This window comes from Ruegeria sp. AB8 (genome assembly GCF_056542605.1).
Window position 1 is genome coordinate 126,132 of sequence record NZ_JBQGAB010000011.1, and the last position, 16,023, is coordinate 142,154.

The window sequence follows — 16,023 nt, forward strand, 5'->3', positions numbered from 1 at the left end:
CCTCTAGGTAAATGCGACCCACCCGGACTGAGGTTTGAGTGTCAAAAGATCTGCCTGCCAGAAATGACCCTGTGAAGGCTGATCGTAACGGCGGTCAATTGAAAGGCCTGAAAGTGCGCACCATAATAGTGTTCCGACCGCCCCATGAGTGACTATGGCCAGGTCTTTGCCCCGGTGCATACTAACGATCTCGGTCACAGTCCAATGAATGCGCGCCTTCGCTTCGACCGCTGTTTCCCAACCGCGATAGCTGGTTTCCGGTCGGGCAAAAAACGCGTCAGCGGCGGCTTCGAACTCCTCCCTTGGTAGGAAACCGGTTGCACTGCGGTCGTTTTCGCCAAGGCCCGCGTGTTGTTTCGGGCGCAGGTTTCGAGCGGCGGCAAGGATCTCGCCCGTTTCGCGGGCCTTCTGCTCGTTGCTGGTCCAAATCCGGGTGACATTCGCCAGAGCGCCATTCAAGGCGAATGCTGTAGCACGATCACGGCCGACGGCGCTCAGACCCCAATCCGTGATCGGGATGCCCGGATCAATTGAAACCTCGGGATGTGTGATGATCAGAAGTTTCGGCATCTAATCGGGAAGTAGCACAGGCCCCTTATCGGCAAAACTCATCCTAACCTCAGCGCCCGGCTCAAGTGGTGCGTCGACGTCATCGTGAACAGCAAAGGCCTGACCGAAAGTGCCAGTCAGCGTGTATTCCATCCGGACGCCGACATATGTCGCCTTGGCCACGGTAGCGGGGATACCCTGATCAGAGCCGATCACCAGACGCGAGGGTCGGACGGCGATGGTGGCGCCACCCGGCGTCAAACCACGGCGCGGCAGCGTATGGCGATAGCCTTCGATTTCGATTGTGGCGGTGTCACCTTCCGTGCCAACGATCTGGCAATCAAGCAGGTTTGCCTCGCCTATGAAGTCTGCAACGAAACGGTCGTTCGGCGCATCATATAGCTCGCGCGGGGTGCCCATCTGAGCGATGGCCGCGTTGCGCATCACGACGATCTCATCCGAAACCGCCAGAGCCTCCTCCTGATCGTGCGTGACGTAGACGACAGTCAGGCCAAGGTCTTGCTGGATGGCCCGGATGTCCTCACGCACCTGACGACGAAGCTTGGCGTCGAGATTGGACAGCGGCTCATCAAACAGCAGCACCTGAGGCTCAAGAACCAGCGCCCGGGCGACGGCGACACGCTGTTGCTGACCGCCGGACAGTTCGGACGGAAGACGACTGTCGAACCCTTTGAGGCCAACAAGTTCCAGACCGTTCAAGGCGCGACTTCGGGCTTCGTCCTTCGCAAAGCCGGAAAACGTCAGACCGTACATCACGTTTTCCAACACACTCATGTGCGGAAAAAGCGCGTAGGATTGGAACACCATCGACACGTCGCGGTCGGTCGCAGGCAGTCTGGTCACGTCCCGGTCACCGATTAGAATCGTGCCCGAGCTTGCCATTTCCAACCCTGCGATCATGCGCAAGGTCGTGGTTTTCCCGCACCCGGAAGGACCCAGCAGCGTAACCAGCTTGCCGGTCTCGACATGCAGATTGATGTTGTCAACGGCGACCACATCCTTGCCGAACATTTTTGTAACGGATTCGAACCGAACCGGCGCGGCTTTGGACTGCAGGCTCATGTCATTCTCTCCTAAACACTAGTGCGCGACTGGGTCATTCGCCGTCCGATCTGAGTCCGCCCGACAATCAACTGCATAAGCGCAACTGCCGACAGCATCACGAAAATCAGTGTGGTCGAATAGGCGATTGCAAGGCCATAGTCGTTGTTTTCGACCCGCCCGATAATATAGCTGGTTGCCATGTCATATTCCGCGCTGACCAGAAAGATAACGGCAGAGATCGCCGTCATGGCGCGCACGAAACTGTAGACCAGCGCGGCCAGTATCGCAGGGCGCAGCAACGGCAGAATGATACGCCGGAACGTTTGCCACGAGTTTGCCCCAAGCGTCAGCGAGGATTCGTCCAGGCTACGGTCAAGCTGCGACATGCTGGCAATGCCCGCGCGAACGCCGACCGGCATGTTGCGGAAGATAAAGCTGACGATGAGTATGACGCCGGTGCCCGTGATTTCGATGGGCGGGACGTTAAACGCAAGGATGTAGCTGACACCGATCACCGTTCCGGGGATCGCGAATGACAGCATGGTTCCGAACTCAAAGGCGTTCTTGCCTGCAAAGTTCTGCCGTGTCAGCAGATATGCGGTCACCAATCCTACGGCTGCAGTCAGCGGCGCGGCAATGGCGGCGATTGTAATGGTGGTCCAGAAGCTGTCCCAAGCTGCACCGGTCCAGCGAATGCCTTCTTCTTCGAAACGCACAGAAAAGGCGGTCACATAGTGTTTGAGTGTCAACGAATTGTTGACGCCCCACAACTCGACCACGCTGCCGTATACGATCATTGCATAAACAATGACGGTGAACAGCGACCAGCCAAGCGCGACAACCAGCACAGGGACAGACAGGCCGGTCGGCATCAATGGGTGCACGCCTGCGTCACCTTTACCGGTCACAGTGGTATAGCTTTTCTTGCCCAGCCAGACCCGCTGCGCGTAGAAGGCTGACAAGGTGAAAAACAGAAGCACCATGGCCAGAACGGCGGCGCGACCCTGATCGTATTGAGCGCCGACGATTGCGAAGAAGATCTCGGTCGACAGAACGTCGAAGTTTCCGCCCAGCACCAGCGGGTTTCCGAAATCGGCCATGCTTTCGATGAAACCCAGAAGAAAGGCATTGGCAAGACCCGGGCGCATCAGGGGGAGGGAGACCGTCTTGAACGTCTGCCATCTGCTGGCGCGGAGCGTTTGGGCTGCTTCCTCCATCGAAGGAGAGACGCCTTCCACCACGCCGATCAGAACGAGAAAGGCAATGGGCGTGAACGCCAGCGTCTGCGCGATCAGAATGCCGGGCATTCCGTACAGCCACCGTGTTGGTTGCGTGCCCAACAGATCGGCAATGAAGCGGGTAACAGACCCGGACAGGCCAAACAGCAGGATGAGGGCAAGGCCGATCACAAAGGGCGGCGTGATGATCGGCAGAACGGTCAAGGCCCGCAATGCGCGCTTGTAGCGGAAGCCCGAGCGCGTCACGACCAAAGCGAAACACAGGCCCAGGATCGTAGTGACGAAGCCGACCAAGATGGCAAGGAACAGGGAATTCCAGGCTGCGCCGCACTTGGCCCCATAAAAACAATCCAATCCCCAAAGCCGGTCATCGAAGAACTTCGAAAAGAATACCGCAATTGAATAGGCGCCATCTTCGGTGACGAAGGCGGCAAACAACATCTTTGCGATAGGGAAAAAGACAAAGGCGGTGACGATGGTGATCACGCCTCCGATTGCGCTGACGACGAAGACATCACCGTTGATGGCGCCTCGTGCCGCGATGCCCTGGGTCAGCAGGAACAAAAAACTCGATGCGCATATCATCGCGCCATAGCCCATGCCGAACTGGCGGTCGCCGAGTTCACCAAAAAACGCTTCCATCCAATCGAAGTTGAAACCTCTGATGCCGATACTGAACCCCTGAGCAATCAGCCAGCCGAAGCCGAGTGCGCCGGACAGGATCAGAATGCGAGCATAAAGCGGGTCGGATTTGACGCGCCCCAGTGCAAGCAAAGGCAGCAAAAGGGCAATCACAAGCGGTGCAAGCCAGAGCTTCTCGCCTTGTCCGATCAGAAATGCTGCGGGTGCATAATCTTCGTCGATCGGGTAGCCGTCAAAAAGCCATTCGAACGACCACAGGCCGCCGTCAACCATGTACCAGGGTAACAGGCAGAATCCGACCCAACCGGCAATGATCCAAAAGATCAGGACCGGATGGGTCGTTTTTGTCGTCTTGTCAGTCATTTATTGTGGCAGAACTGAAACCTCTTCATCCCATTTCTGCAACAACCGCTTCCGTTCGTCTGACGAGCCATACTTTTTGAAATCATAGTCGATCAGCTTGATCTGGCTCATGTCAGGCGCGCTTTCCGAGGTTTCGGCGCTTTTGTTCGATGGAACCTGGAACGCGTTGACCTGAAGGGCAAGGTTCTGAGCTTCGGGCGACAGCGCCCAATCATAGAACTTCTTCGCCTCTTCCACGTTGCGGGCACCTTCGATGATCGACATCGAGCCAATTTCGTAACCGGTACCCTCGCAAGGCGCCACGACCTTGATCGGGAAACCTGAAACAGCCTGCTTCACGGCGTCATGCATAAAGACGATACCGATGGTGTTTTCACCGCGCCCCGCGGCCTTGATCGGGGCCGAGCCTGACTTGGTGTATTGGTTGATGTTCGAATGCAGGCCCTTCATGAACTCAAAGCCTTCATCCTCGCCGAAGATCTGTACCATCGAGGCCAGCGTCGTATAGGCCGTGCCCGATGAGTTTGGGTTCGCCATCTGAACGTGGCCCTTGTACTCGGGCTTCAGAAGGTCTTTCCAACAGGCAGGTTCGGGCAGGTTGTTTGCGGCGACAAGGTCTGCGTTGTAACCATAACCAAGCGCACCTGAATAGATACCGATCGTCCGGTTGCCGGCGCTTTCAGCCTGGGAAATCGCCCAGTCGTGCAGTTGGTCGCGCATTGGAGACACGTATTCCATTGTCAGGCCTTCTTCGGCGGCCTGAAGGTGCGGGTCGCCCGTGCCACCCCACCACACGTCGCCTTTAGGGTTCGAGCTTTCGGCGCGAATTTGCGCAAAGGTTTCACCCGACGATTTCCGGGTCATGTTCACATCGATGCCTGTCGCATCTTCGAAGCTGCGTGCCATGAGTTGACACCAATCTTCCTGGGCCGAGCAATAGAAGGTCAGCTTGTCTGCCTGCGCCGCCGACATGGAGGCAGCTAGGGCAATCAGCGACCCGACGGCCGTGGATGTCAATTTCTTCATTATACGTTCCTCCCTTTGAGAATAATTTGTCCGGGTTTCCCGGTTCTTTTAAGCTCTTCCTCATGCGGTGTTTCATAGACCCTGAACCGCCTATGCGAACTCAATGACAACTTGCGCTGGATTTCTGGTGGCGCCAGTTACCAGGGCGGTTTCGTGAGCGGGGTCAATCGGTGAATAATGTGTCTTGCTTCCAGATCTCCGTGCAGCCTTCTGAATTCTCACAATGAAATGTGCGTTGTGCAACAAAAAAGGTCTGCCCAGAAGAACTTGGCCCGGATCGGGCAAGGTCTGGTTTCGGTACAAGAGCGATCAATTGGATGGCTTCGGGCTGCATCCGGTCACGCAGATTGGTCAGTTGGGTGACAGGGTAACGATTTCGAAAGACATTTGGATCAGTTGTTCCAAGTCCTGTCGCTTCATTCGAAAAGGTGGCGCGATGGTTATTGGCCTCGACCAGCGCGCCCGTTGTTACAAGGAACGGGTAATGTGGAAGTCTTGAAGTAGCTGGAAACTGAGCCAGCGTATCAGCCACGTCGGAGGCGAGATTTCAGATCTGTGGGAGCGCATGAGGCGGACCGCGCGAATGAGCCTGATGCCCCTGTCCTGCGGTTGGCAGATTAACCAACGTCACACTGAGTGGGGCGGGCCGCTAAGGCCGGCCCCCGATTGAGCATCTGTCGATCACCAGTGGCCGGTGCTTTCCATGCTTGCCCAGGGTTCGGCCGGCTCAAGGGCATTGCCGTTTTGCAGCAATTCAACCGAGATGTTGTCAGGCGAGCGGACAAATGCCATGCGTCCGTCGCGGGGCGGGCGGTTGATGATTACTCCGTTGTCCTGCAGGTGCTGGCACGTCTCATAGATGTTGTCGACGCCGTAGGCCAGATGCCCGAAATGGCGGCTGTCGCTGGGCAGTGCATCATCGCCATCCCAATTATACGTCAGCTCAATCGGTGCATCTTCCTGACCCGGAGGTGCTAGGAATATCAGGGTAAAACGCCCTGCTTCGCTTTCATAACGTCGCGTTTCCTTCAGTCCCAGCAGCTCGTAGAAAGCCAGTGATTTTTCCAGATCTTTCACGCGGACCATGGTGTGAAGATAAGTCAGCCCCATCGTGCCATCCTTTTTTGTGCAGGTGATGCGCTGCAGCTTAGCGCGCCAAGGCAAGGTGTCGAGGGGCAGAGGGCAAACAATTGTGCGTTTGGGCAATTGGGCGCACATATCGCGGTTCCTGTGCCTGATCTACCGATATATAGTGGGCGGCGACTCATTGCTGGAAAGGACCATTTCATGCCGCTGTCTTCTGACCAACTGGCCGAGATCGAAGCGCAACGCGCGCAATCGCATCCCACACGCCGCGTCGTCGCAGCGGGAATGGAGGAGCATCTGTATACGGCCCATCAGGTGCTGGATCATGGATTTGTCCGCGTCATCGACTATATGGGCGATGATGCCGCGATTTGTCAGGCCGCGCGTGTGTCTTATGGCAAAGGCACCAAGTCGGTGCAGAATGACGAGGGGCTGATCCGCTACCTGATGCGGCACTGGCATTCGACCCCGTTCGAGATGTGCGAGATCAAGTTGCACGTCAAACTTCCGGTCTTTGTGGCCCGCCAGTGGATTCGTCATCGTACGGCGAATGTGAACGAATACTCGGCGCGGTACTCCATTCTGGATCGCGAGTTCTATATCCCGGCCCCCGACCATGTGGCGGCCCAGTCCGAGGTGAACAACCAGGGGCGGGGCTCAGCCTTGGAGGGCGAAGAAGCGGCGCGTGTATTGGAAATTCTCAAAGCCGACAGCACGCGGTGCTATGACAATTACGAAGCCATGATCAGCCAGGAAGGGCAGCAGGGGCTGGCGCGTGAACTTGCGCGGATGAACCTACCTGCCAATGTTTACACGCAATGGTATTGGAAGGTGGATCTACACAACCTATTCCACTTCCTGCGGCTGCGCGCTGACCCGCATGCCCAGTACGAGATCCGGGTTTACGCCGACACAATGTGCAAAATCGTGGCGGACTGGGTGCCGTTTGCCTACAGGGCCTTCGAAGACTACCGCCTGGGTGCCGTGAACCTGTCGGCGCAGATGGTCGGCAGCTTGCGCAGAATGCTGGCGGGTGAGACCGTTACACAGGAAAACTCTGGCATGACAGCGCGTGAATGGCGCGAGTTCGAGGACGTCATCCGGCAGGGATGATGCAGGTCTCCGAACCGTCGGTTGTCGTTAAATCGTGCCATGCGGTTGTGACGCTGGCCGCATGTTATGTGCAGTATGCTTTGTTGAGATTTGCCTGTTATGGGCCAGACCCGCACCTGCAAAATCCCCGATCGCCGAGGTGATTTGCTAGCCTACAACAAAAATGGACTCGAAACCCGAGCGTCAGTGCGGTGCAAGCCGTGCAGCCTCTGGGGTGCAGGCGCCCGAGTTGATCATGGAAGTCTGGGTCAGCAAATCGGGTGACTGAACCATGGTTGTTACCCATTCCAGCGGCACGTCCTGTATCGTTGCGATGGGACAAAACGGGCACACTCATGCCGGAGCGAAATCGGCGCGAGGGTAAGGATTGGGACCTTTTGAAACGGCCGGCGGCCTGAAATTGGCCGCCGACCTTATTGATCTTCCCACACTTGGCGGGGGGTTAAAGAGGCTTCAAATCAGCTGCCATCTGGCGGCCGTCACGTCCGTCTTGTAACTCGTACGAGACCTTCTGATTGTCAGCAAGCCCGGTCAGACCGGATCGTTCTACGGCCGAGATGTGAACAAAAACGTCCTTGCCGCCCTCATCGGGAGCAATAAATCCATAGCCTTTGGTCGTATTGAACCATTTCACGGTGCCAGTTGGCATTTCCCGTGTCTCCTTCTACTTTCACGTTGTCCCACAAATTGGTGGGGGCAGTGGTTGACGTAACCGCAACACATCACTGTTTCGCCCAAACGATACGGCCCGAATTGCGTGTTTCGTCTTTTTCAACATTGCACGGTGAAGTAAAAAATCAAGAATTACCGAAGAAAACCGGTGATTTTGCCTAAATCCCAAGCAGAAACAGGAACAGAAGTAAGATGCGCCTTTATGGTTTGAAGACTTGCGATACGTGCCGTAAGGCGTTGAAATCAATGCCAGATACAGAGTTTGTGGATGTCCGGACCCAGGGTGTCCCGGCCTCGGTGCTGTCTCAGGCACTGGAGCAATTCGGCGAAGCCTTGCTGAACACCCGTTCGACAACGTGGCGTGGATTGGACCAAGAACAGCGGTCGCGTCCAGCGCAAGAGCTTCTCGCCGATTACCCGACGTTGATGAAACGCCCGTTGATCGAATCCGGGGGAGCTTTGTTGCTGGGCTGGACGCCGGAAACACGTACGGCACTTGGAGTTGCGTGATCGGATGACTATCTGCTCAAGCGCAGACAGCAGGGAAGACTATGCGTAACGCTGCAATGATCTTGGGTGTTATCTCCGGGCTGATCGGAATGGTGGTGGGCTTTTTCGGCTATGGTTATGTCGAACTGGTCAACCGGTTTGGCGAGATCGAAGGCGTTGCCGAGCAGGTCGAAAACGCCACTTTGGTGCAGACCACTTCGATCCTTGCGCCGTTGCTCGCCATAGCGGGCGGAGCCATGGCCCATGCCCGTGCCTTGATTGCCGGCGTCTTGCTGCTGCTGTCGGCCGTCGGGATGTACTATGCCTTTGGTTTCAATGCGTTTACGATGTTCCCGGTCGCTTTTGCAGCAGTTGCCGGCCTGCTTGGGCTGGCTGCGGGAAAACCGGACCAGCCCAAGGCTCATTTCTAGTTCACTTCAGTCGCAATAGCCGGTCCAGCGATATTGGACCTGCGCCGTTGATGGCAATGACCAGAAACATGAAGGTCCACATCACACGCTGATCCATCAGCGAGATGGCGTTGTCGAACAGGCTGCCCAGCGGAACGTTATGGCCTGTCACGTCGGTCAGGGTTTGCACCCAGACAAACCCGATCATGCCAAGTGCAGCCAGGCGTGTGAACAGCCCGACCAGCAACAATGCCGGCAGAACGAACTCGGCGACGGTTCCAAAGAAGATCACGATACGCTGGAAAAAGGTCATCTGGCTGACATCATACAGAACGGCTTCGGCCGCCTTGGGGAAAATCTGGCCAAAGGCACCTGCGGATGGTGAAAAGATCGAACCATCGATCTTCAGCATCGCCGAGTTCCAGTAATAAACCAGAAGGACGGCGACAAACACCAGTCGTGCCAGCGTCGGTGTCAGCCAATTGGATGCCAGGTCCACCTTTTCCATCGTGTTGTTGTAGGTTGAGATCAGAGCAGTCATGTCTCCAGCCTTTCAATAGTCACAGAGGTTATTGCGCCGCCCTGCAATAGGATGGCCAGTGTGGTTCCAAGATCGAACTCGGGGCAGGTTTCAGCCGTTTTTTCATACGCTTCACCGATTGTGTCGCCTGTTTGCAGATGGCTGATCCACTTGGCGCCGCCCACGGGCAAAAGATGCGGAATCGGGTCATATTCGGGACGCGTAATCAGAACGTCTTGCGCGCCGGGCTCGGGTTTTGGGGCATTGTCTTCAGTATTGAATCGCCAGATCGCGTGTACCGGCCAGTCCGATTGCATGACCTGCATCGCAGGAGCAAAGCTCAGCCGCGATCGCATAATGTCTTCGGGTGACAAATTCAGGGCGTCGGCTGGCGCAGGTGTGCAGTCGGCGGCGTGGTATGATCGGCGCAGAGCCAGTTCCAGGCGCGCCATGTCCGGCAGATATCCCAGATGCGCAAGTTGCGGCAGATCAGCCAGAAAACCGGGGAACGCTTCGCCATAGAACATCATCAACGGGGAAGACGGGGGGTGCTGTCTCAAGAACATCCCGGCAAGACCGTCCATGTTCTGCGCGCCCAGCAACTTGGCGATGACGGGAAAAGCCTGATGTAACGCTTCGGTCAACGAGACGGCGACATTATTGCGATAGACGCTGAACCTGCGCCCGGCGGGCTGGTCCGCCGCGTCAAGTAACCCGTCGGGAACCGAAACAGACGCATCCAGCAACGCGGAATGGAAGACCGACTGAGAAACGCTCATGCTGGAACCCGGTCCAGCGCTGACTGCGCGCGTTCGGCTTCGGCGCGCAAAACGGGCCATTCGGGGACGTCGGTATCCCATTCTATCAGAACGGGTTTCGGGCCCGAACGCTCCAGAACATAATCCAGCAGTGCCCAGACCGGATCGACCACTTCACGCCCATGGCTGTCGATCAACAGCGGGTGCCCGTGGTCGTCTTCATCCTCATCATGTCCGCCTAGATGGATCTCGCCGACCTTGTTTAGCGGGTAGGCATCGATATAGCCTTGAGGCGAGAAATCCAGGTTTGTGGCTGAAACAAATACGTTGTTCACATCCAGCAACAGGCCACAGCCGGTGCGACGTGCGATTTCGCGCAGGAAATCGGGTTCGGACCAGGTGCTTTCTTCGAATGCCAGGTAGCTGGACGGGTTCTCAAGCAGCATCTGGCGGCCAACGGTTTCCTGCACCTGATCGATGTGGTCGCAGACGCGATCCAGCGTCGCATCGGTATAGGGCAGGGGCAGCAGGTCGTTCAGAAAGTGACTGTCATGGGTGGACCAGGCCAGATGTTCGGAAAAGCTGGCGGGGTTCAGCCAGCCGATCAGATGTTTAAGGCGGGCCAGATGATCCGGGTCCAGCGGCGTTTCGCCACCGATGGATAGGCCAACGCCATGAACGGAAATGGGAAATTGTTCGGACAGGTGACGCAACTGCGCCAGCGGGCGACCGCCGTCGCCCATATAATTCTCGGCATGGATTTCCAGCCACGCCACCGGTTTCGCGTGTTCAAGGATTTGCGCAAAATGTTGCGGTTTGTAGCCAACACCGGGTGCCGCAGGCAACCGGTTTGATCTGAGTGCATCATCCAGCATGAGCATTTTTCCTGATCACGACGAAAAGGGCGGGCGACATTGCCCGCCCCGGTAATCTCGTGTGGCTGGCCTTATGCCGGCAGATCACGCTCGAGCGGTTCCAGCGAACCTTTGCGGGCCGCGCCATCAGCGGCTTTGGGCAGCTCGATGTCGGCGCAGGTGCCTGCGTCAACCAAGGTCCATGCGTTACCCTGATAATCTACGGTCGAGGTGCCCGCGCAGGTGGTGCCGGGTCCTGCGGCGCAGTCATTCTGACCGGCCAGGGAAACGCCATAGCACTTCTCTTTCGCTTGCGCTGTTGCGGTGGTTGCGGCACCAGAAACAGCGGCTGCGACTGCGCTTGCGATGACAATGGTTTTTGCGGTGTTCGACATCTCGTTAATCCTTTTAGTGACTGCGTATGTCTGTGTTCGACAATGACAAAGGTAGTGGCTTGAAGCTCATAGTTGAATTCACGAGCCCGTGTCTCACAACCCCGTCAAAGAGCGTCATGCCCTCTTGCAGGTTAACAAATTGTTTTTGAAATGAAAATTAGATTTTGTTTCAATCCGGCCCCGGATGTGGGGCCGGATTCAGGGCGAATTGCCGCCGAATGTTACAGCAGGTCGGGCGCGGTTGCGGCCTGAGCCAGCTCTTTTGTTACAGCATCAAGTGACTGTACCTGCGTTTGTTTTTCACCCAGGCGCCGGACGCTGACAGTACGCTCATCAACTTCCCGGTGTCCGACGGCCAAAATGACCGGCACCTTGCCGACCGAATGCTCGCGGACCTTGTAGTTGATCTTTTCGTTGCGGATGTCGGCTTCAGCGCGGACACCGGCGGCTTTCAGCGTTTCGACAACTTCCAGGACATAATCGTCCGCATCGGAAGTGATCGAGGCCACGACGACCTGACGTGGTGCCAGCCAGAACGGCAGCTTGCCCGCATGTTCCTCAATCAGGATGCCGATGAAACGTTCGAACGATCCGAGGCAGGCACGGTGCAGCATGACCGGCGTGTGCCGTTCACCGTCCGCCGCAACATAGGTCGCGCCCAGACGTTCCGGGATGATGAAGTCCACCTGCAGGGTGCCGCACTGCCAGTCGCGTCCGATGGCGTCTGTCAGAACGAACTCCAGCTTCGGTCCATAGAACGCGCCTTCGCCCGGGTTCAGGTCATAGGCACAGCCCGCAGCATCGCAGGCGGCTTTCAGCAACTCGTCGGCCTTGTCCCATTGTTCATCCGTGCCCGCACGCACCTCGGGGCGATCCGAGAACTTGACCTTGAAGTTCTCGAACCCGAGATCCCTGTAGACATTCGACAGGAAGTCGAGGAACCGCTTGGTCTCGTCCGCGATCATCTCTTCGGTGCAGAAGATATGCGCGTCATCCTGAGTGAAGCCGCGTACCCGCATGATGCCATGCAGCGCGCCCGACGGTTCGTACCGGTTGCACGATCCGAATTCGGCCATGCGCAGTGGCAGGTCGCGATAGGATTTCAGTCCCTGTTTGAAGATCTCCACGTGGCAGGGGCAGTTCATCGGCTTGAGCGCGTTGATCGCCTTGTCGCGCGCGTGCTCCTCGTCCACTTCGACGATGAACATGTTTTCCTGATATTTGTCCCAGTGGCCGGAGGCTTCCCAAAGCTTGCGGTCCACAACCTGCGGCGTGTTCACCTCGACATAGCCGCCGCGTTTCTGCTGGCGGCGCATGTAGTCCTGCAACTGGGTATAGATGGTCCAGCCATTCGGGTGCCAGAAGATCTGGCCCGGTGCTTCGGGTTGCAGATGGAAAAGGTCCATCTCCTTGCCCAGCTTGCGGTGGTCCCGCTTGGCGGCTTCTTCCAGCATATGCAGGTGGGCCTTGAGCTTTTCCTTGCCGGTGAAGGCCACGCCATAAATGCGCTGCAACATCGCGCGGCTGCTGTCGCCGCGCCAATAGGCGCCCGCAATGGACATCAGCTTGAACGCGTCACCCGGCACCTGCCCGGTGTGTTGCAGATGCGGACCACGGCACAGGTCCTGCCAGTCGCCGTGCCAGTACATGCGCAGCGGTTCGTCGCCCGGAATGGCGTCGATCAGTTCGACCTTATAGGGCTCGTCATTGGCGGTGTAGAAATCGATCGCACGTTGGCGATCCCAGACCTCGGTGGTCACGGGGTCGCGCTTGTTGATGATTTCCTTCATCTTTTTCTCGATCAGGCCAAGGTCTTCGGGCGTGAACGGCTCGGTCCTGTCAAAGTCATAGTACCAGCCGTTTTCAATGACAGGGCCGATGGTGACCTTGGTGTCGGGCCAGATTTCCTGCACGGCGCGGGCCATGATATGCGCCAGATCGTGACGGGTCAGTTCATTGGCCTGAACCTCGTCCTTCATGGTGTGGATGGCGATGTCGGCATCCGCTTCGATGGGCCATTGCAGGTCCCAGTGCTGGCCGTTCACAGTGGCCGAGATGGCCTTTTTTGCCAGTGAGGTTGAGATATCTGCAGCCACCTGCGCGGGCGTTACGCCTGCGTCATAAGAACGTGCATTGCCATCGGGGAAGGTGAGTGAGACGGATTGGGAATCCAGGGCCATGATCTGGCTCTCCTCGTCGGTTTGGCGCCCACTGAACGCCCGGTTGCGGGTTATGTGTGTGTGCGGATGCTTTGGCAGGTGCAAAGCAGAGTGTCAAGCGCTGCGCAGGCGAGGGGCCAGCCCCTCGCGCTCCCCGGAGTATTTTCAAAAAGATGAAATGGTCAGGGAATTGCACTTGGGCGAGCGGCGTGCATGATGCTGACAAGGAAGCGAGGGTTTCATGGCAGCGACGGAATTTCTTGAAACGGCGCAAGGTCGCCTACTGGCCTATCACAAGAGCGAGGGGGCGGGGCCGACCGTAGTTTTTCTGGGCGGGCTCAAGTCGGATATGGAGGGCACCAAGGCCGTTCATCTGGAGGCATGGGCGCGTGCGCGGGGGTGGTCCTTTCTTCGGTTCGACTATTCCGGGCATGGGGAAAGCTCCGGCTCGTTCGAGGAGGGATGCATTGGCGACTGGCATCAGGATACCGTGGCCGCGGTTTCAGCATTGACGGTTGGACCGTTGATTGTTGTCGGATCTTCAATGGGGGGCTGGCAGGCCCTGCTGCTGGCGCGTGAATTGCCTGACCGGATTGCCGGGATGGTCACGATCGCAGCCGCGCCGGATTTCACCGAGGACGGGTACTGGGCCTCATTCTCTGCCGAACAGAAAGCGGCGCTCGAGACGGTTGGGCACGTGGAACTGCCGTCGGACTACATGGAGCCATATGTCATCACCAAGCGGATGATCGTGGATGGACGGGAACATCTGGTTTTGCGCGATCCGTTGCGTTTGCCTTTTCCGGTCCGTTTTTTGCAGGGAACGGCAGACACCGCCGTATCGACCGAAACCGCCGTGCGTCTGCTGGAACGTGCGGAAAGTCCGGACATGCGTCTGTTGTTGGTCAAGGACGCCGATCACAGGTTCTCGGATGATCGTTGTCTGGGGTTGATTGAAGACGCGGTGCTGGATGTGATGGGGGATCGCTGATGCGGCGTTTTGGCTGGTTTCTGGGACGTTTTCTGATTGTGGTGCTTTTGGCCGGCGGGGTGATCTATTGGTTCGGTCCCCGCGAAGAGGTCAATCTGCACCCAGACTTTGATGCGAGGAAATTCGGCGAAGGCGTGCAGGTCTATTTCGAAAGCACTGAGTCTGCGTTTGACGACATCGTGCCGGGTGTTGAAAAGAGGGTGATCTGGCAGGACGGATATAAGGAGCAGCGAACGCCTGTTTCCGTGCTTTACGTTCACGGGTTTTCGGCATCGTCCGAAGAAATTCGCCCGGTGCCGGATATGGTGGCCGATGCGCTGGGGGCCAATCTGGTCTACACGCGTCTGCAAGGTCACGGGCGGAGCGGCGACGCCATGGCCGAAGGTACGGCTTCGGGATGGATGCAGGACTACGCCGAAGGTTTGGCGGCGGCGCGGGCGGTGGGCGACCGGGTGGTGGTGATCTCGACCTCGACCGGTGGCACCTTGGCCGCGGCGGCCGCATTGGATGAGGATCTGAGCCGCGATGTAGTGGGTCTGGTCTTTGTCTCACCTAATTTCGGTGTGAACACGGCGGCGGCTTGGCTTCCCGGCCTGCCTTGGGCACGGCATTGGTTGCCGCTGATCATGGGGCAGGACAGGGATGTGTCAGGGCCGAACCCGGAAAAGAACAAATACTGGTCGACTGTCTACCCGTGGGAGGCGGTGGTGCCGCTGACCGTGCTGGTCGAGGCCGTCAATGAATTGGACTTCGCAGAAGCAAAAACTCCTGCTCTGTTTTGCTTTTCAGATGACGATAAGGTGGTGCGGCCTGACCGAACACATAGGGTTGCAGAAGCCTGGGGCGCGCCCGCGACATTACATCTTGTGACGATGGGGCCAGGGGACGATCCGTCTTCGCACGTGATTGCCGGACGTCTGATGTCACCCGGGCAGACCGATGCAACCGTCGCAGGCATACTGGATTGGCTAAAGGAACTGGGTGTGGAATGATGCCGGGAGAAGCACCAAGTCGGCACAGGCGAGATGCCTCGGGCGGAGGTTGAGAATGCGCAAGCCGGGCAGCATGTGGAGCCTTGAGACCCTGGGCCGAGTGCGCCTGTCCCGGCATTTTTTCATGCGTGATTTCCTGTATTCCGAAATCGGTAATTTCCACGAAAAGCAGAACCTGCCGGACAACCCGGACCTGGCCATCGAGACTGGCCGGGCATTTTGCCAAACGCTGTTGGACCCGCTGGAAGAAACCTTTGGCCGCGTGGCCGTTCGGTCAGGATACCGGTCACCGTCTCTGAACAGTTTCGGGAACGAAAACCGGCTGAATTGCGCGCGGAACGACCATCCGTTGGAGTGCCACATCTGGGATCGTGGAACCGGGGATGCCAGAATAGCCGGGGCGTCCATCGTCATTCTATGGTTTGCGGATCAATATGACGCAGGGCGGGACTGGCGCGATCTGGCCTGGTGGATGCATGATCATCTGGATTATTCGGAGATCTGGTTTTTTCCGAAACTGTGCGCCTTTAACCTGGTTTGGCGACCAAAGCCGCAAAGGCGGATCGACAGTTACATCGCGCCACGCGGATGTCTGTTGCGGCCCGGTGCAGAGCCAGAAGAAGATGCCGAAACACGACGCGGGCGTTACAGTGATTTCCCCGGGTTCCGGGCCATCCGATACCCCTGAATAACAGCTTGTC

18 protein-coding genes are annotated in these 16,023 nt (G+C 57.5%); 6 read left to right on the forward strand and 12 right to left on the reverse strand.

The window, feature by feature from the left end:
- Positions 1-3: 3 nt before the first annotated feature.
- The 6 genes from ACR0CG_RS13220 to ACR0CG_RS13245 form a co-directional block, all read right to left on the reverse strand.
- The gene (locus ACR0CG_RS13220) at positions 4-570 is read right to left on the reverse strand and encodes a histidine phosphatase family protein (protein WP_480525441.1); all 567 of its coding nucleotides are present in this window, start codon (positions 568-570) and stop codon (positions 4-6) included.
- Positions 571-1,632: an ABC transporter ATP-binding protein gene (locus ACR0CG_RS13225; RefSeq protein ID WP_480525443.1), complete on the reverse strand. Its 1,062-nt coding sequence runs from the start codon at positions 1,630-1,632 to the stop codon at positions 571-573.
- Positions 1,633-1,643: 11 nt separating this feature from the next.
- Positions 1,644-3,857: an ABC transporter permease gene (locus tag ACR0CG_RS13230; protein WP_480525445.1), complete on the reverse strand. Its 2,214-nt coding sequence runs from the start codon at positions 3,855-3,857 to the stop codon at positions 1,644-1,646.
- Positions 3,858-4,883 (reverse strand): ABC transporter substrate-binding protein, encoded by a 1,026-nt coding sequence (locus ACR0CG_RS13235; RefSeq protein WP_170619677.1) that lies wholly within the window; start codon positions 4,881-4,883, stop codon positions 3,858-3,860.
- A gap of 163 nt (positions 4,884-5,046) precedes the next feature.
- Positions 5,047-5,415, reverse strand: a complete 369-nt coding sequence (locus tag ACR0CG_RS13240; protein WP_480525447.1) for a hypothetical protein — start codon at positions 5,413-5,415, stop codon at positions 5,047-5,049.
- A 149-nt stretch (positions 5,416-5,564) separates the two neighbouring features.
- Entirely contained in the window at positions 5,565-5,993 is a 429-nt protein-coding gene (locus ACR0CG_RS13245) for a VOC family protein (protein ID WP_170614628.1), read from the reverse strand.
- 177 nt (positions 5,994-6,170) lie between these two features.
- Here ACR0CG_RS13245 and thyX point away from each other — a divergent pair, with 177 nt between their 5' ends.
- Positions 6,171-7,082, forward strand: coding sequence for an FAD-dependent thymidylate synthase (gene thyX, locus ACR0CG_RS13250; protein ID WP_480525449.1), 912 nt, complete (start codon positions 6,171-6,173; stop codon positions 7,080-7,082).
- Between the two features lie 442 nt (positions 7,083-7,524).
- Here the strand turns inward: thyX and ACR0CG_RS13255 are convergent, their stop codons facing one another.
- Entirely contained in the window at positions 7,525-7,731 is a 207-nt protein-coding gene (locus ACR0CG_RS13255) for a cold-shock protein (protein WP_008758035.1), read from the reverse strand.
- Between the two features lie 215 nt (positions 7,732-7,946).
- Between ACR0CG_RS13255 and ACR0CG_RS13260 the strand changes: the two genes are divergently transcribed.
- Complete coding sequence (locus ACR0CG_RS13260; RefSeq protein ID WP_480525451.1) at positions 7,947-8,264, forward strand: ArsC/Spx/MgsR family protein; 318 nt, start codon at positions 7,947-7,949, stop codon at positions 8,262-8,264.
- Between the two features lie 41 nt (positions 8,265-8,305).
- A complete protein-coding gene (locus ACR0CG_RS13265; RefSeq protein ID WP_480525453.1) occupies positions 8,306-8,674 on the forward strand; it encodes a hypothetical protein in 369 nt (122 codons plus the stop codon).
- Between the two features lies 1 nt (position 8,675).
- On the opposite strand, the gene ACR0CG_RS13270 is transcribed toward ACR0CG_RS13265, so the two are convergent.
- The 5 genes from ACR0CG_RS13270 to thrS form a co-directional block, all read right to left on the reverse strand.
- Positions 8,676-9,194: a DoxX family protein gene (locus ACR0CG_RS13270; RefSeq protein ID WP_480525455.1), complete on the reverse strand. Its 519-nt coding sequence runs from the start codon at positions 9,192-9,194 to the stop codon at positions 8,676-8,678.
- Positions 9,191-9,952, reverse strand: a complete 762-nt coding sequence (locus ACR0CG_RS13275; protein WP_480525457.1) for an HvfC/BufC family peptide modification chaperone — start codon at positions 9,950-9,952, stop codon at positions 9,191-9,193. Before ACR0CG_RS13275 ends, ACR0CG_RS13270 begins: the two co-directional genes overlap by 4 nt.
- On the reverse strand, positions 9,949-10,806 hold the full coding sequence (gene bufB / locus ACR0CG_RS13280) for an MNIO family bufferin maturase (protein ID WP_480525459.1): 858 nt from the start codon (positions 10,804-10,806) through the stop codon (positions 9,949-9,951). Before bufB ends, ACR0CG_RS13275 begins: the two co-directional genes overlap by 4 nt.
- A 71-nt stretch (positions 10,807-10,877) precedes the next feature.
- Positions 10,878-11,180 carry a BufA1 family periplasmic bufferin-type metallophore gene (locus ACR0CG_RS13285; protein WP_480525461.1) on the reverse strand — a complete coding sequence of 101 codons (303 nt, stop codon included), beginning with the start codon at positions 11,178-11,180 and terminating at the stop codon, positions 10,878-10,880.
- Between the two features lie 221 nt (positions 11,181-11,401).
- On the reverse strand, positions 11,402-13,360 hold the full coding sequence (gene thrS / locus ACR0CG_RS13290) for a threonine--tRNA ligase (protein WP_480525463.1): 1,959 nt from the start codon (positions 13,358-13,360) through the stop codon (positions 11,402-11,404).
- A 220-nt stretch (positions 13,361-13,580) separates the two neighbouring features.
- Between thrS and ACR0CG_RS13295 the strand changes: the two genes are divergently transcribed.
- From ACR0CG_RS13295 to ACR0CG_RS13305, 3 genes are all read left to right on the forward strand, one after another.
- Positions 13,581-14,330 carry an alpha/beta hydrolase gene (locus tag ACR0CG_RS13295; RefSeq protein ID WP_480525466.1) on the forward strand — a complete coding sequence of 250 codons (750 nt, stop codon included), beginning with the start codon at positions 13,581-13,583 and terminating at the stop codon, positions 14,328-14,330.
- Positions 14,330-15,322, forward strand: coding sequence for an alpha/beta hydrolase (locus ACR0CG_RS13300; protein WP_480525468.1), 993 nt, complete (start codon positions 14,330-14,332; stop codon positions 15,320-15,322). Before ACR0CG_RS13295 ends, ACR0CG_RS13300 begins: the two co-directional genes overlap by 1 nt.
- 73 nt (positions 15,323-15,395) lie before the next feature.
- Positions 15,396-16,010 carry a hypothetical protein gene (locus ACR0CG_RS13305; protein WP_480525506.1) on the forward strand — a complete coding sequence of 205 codons (615 nt, stop codon included), beginning with the start codon at positions 15,396-15,398 and terminating at the stop codon, positions 16,008-16,010.
- Positions 16,011-16,023 lie beyond the last annotated feature (13 nt).

Coding starts and splice junctions, on each gene's coding strand:
- ACR0CG_RS13255 (WP_008758035.1), bottom strand. CDS start 7,731: ATGCCAACTGGCACCGTGAAATGGTTCAATACGACCAAAGGCTATGGA.
- ACR0CG_RS13235 (WP_170619677.1), bottom strand. CDS start 4,883: ATGAAGAAATTGACATCCACGGCCGTCGGGTCGCTGATTGCCCTAGCT.
- bufB (WP_480525459.1), bottom strand. CDS start 10,806: ATGCTGGATGATGCACTCAGATCAAACCGGTTGCCTGCGGCACCCGGT.
- thyX (WP_480525449.1), top strand. CDS start 6,171: ATGCCGCTGTCTTCTGACCAACTGGCCGAGATCGAAGCGCAACGCGCG.
- thrS (WP_480525463.1), bottom strand. CDS start 13,360: ATGGCCCTGGATTCCCAATCCGTCTCACTCACCTTCCCCGATGGCAAT.
- ACR0CG_RS13300 (WP_480525468.1), top strand. CDS start 14,330: ATGCGGCGTTTTGGCTGGTTTCTGGGACGTTTTCTGATTGTGGTGCTT.
- ACR0CG_RS13230 (WP_480525445.1), bottom strand. CDS start 3,857: ATGACTGACAAGACGACAAAAACGACCCATCCGGTCCTGATCTTTTGG.
- ACR0CG_RS13220 (WP_480525441.1), bottom strand. CDS start 570: ATGCCGAAACTTCTGATCATCACACATCCCGAGGTTTCAATTGATCCG.
- ACR0CG_RS13270 (WP_480525455.1), bottom strand. CDS start 9,194: ATGACTGCTCTGATCTCAACCTACAACAACACGATGGAAAAGGTGGAC.
- ACR0CG_RS13285 (WP_480525461.1), bottom strand. CDS start 11,180: ATGTCGAACACCGCAAAAACCATTGTCATCGCAAGCGCAGTCGCAGCC.
- ACR0CG_RS13265 (WP_480525453.1), top strand. CDS start 8,306: ATGCGTAACGCTGCAATGATCTTGGGTGTTATCTCCGGGCTGATCGGA.
- ACR0CG_RS13260 (WP_480525451.1), top strand. CDS start 7,947: ATGCGCCTTTATGGTTTGAAGACTTGCGATACGTGCCGTAAGGCGTTG.
- ACR0CG_RS13305 (WP_480525506.1), top strand. CDS start 15,396: ATGTGGAGCCTTGAGACCCTGGGCCGAGTGCGCCTGTCCCGGCATTTT.
- ACR0CG_RS13225 (WP_480525443.1), bottom strand. CDS start 1,632: ATGAGCCTGCAGTCCAAAGCCGCGCCGGTTCGGTTCGAATCCGTTACA.
- ACR0CG_RS13275 (WP_480525457.1), bottom strand. CDS start 9,952: ATGAGCGTTTCTCAGTCGGTCTTCCATTCCGCGTTGCTGGATGCGTCT.
- ACR0CG_RS13245 (WP_170614628.1), bottom strand. CDS start 5,993: ATGGGGCTGACTTATCTTCACACCATGGTCCGCGTGAAAGATCTGGAA.
- ACR0CG_RS13295 (WP_480525466.1), top strand. CDS start 13,581: ATGGCAGCGACGGAATTTCTTGAAACGGCGCAAGGTCGCCTACTGGCC.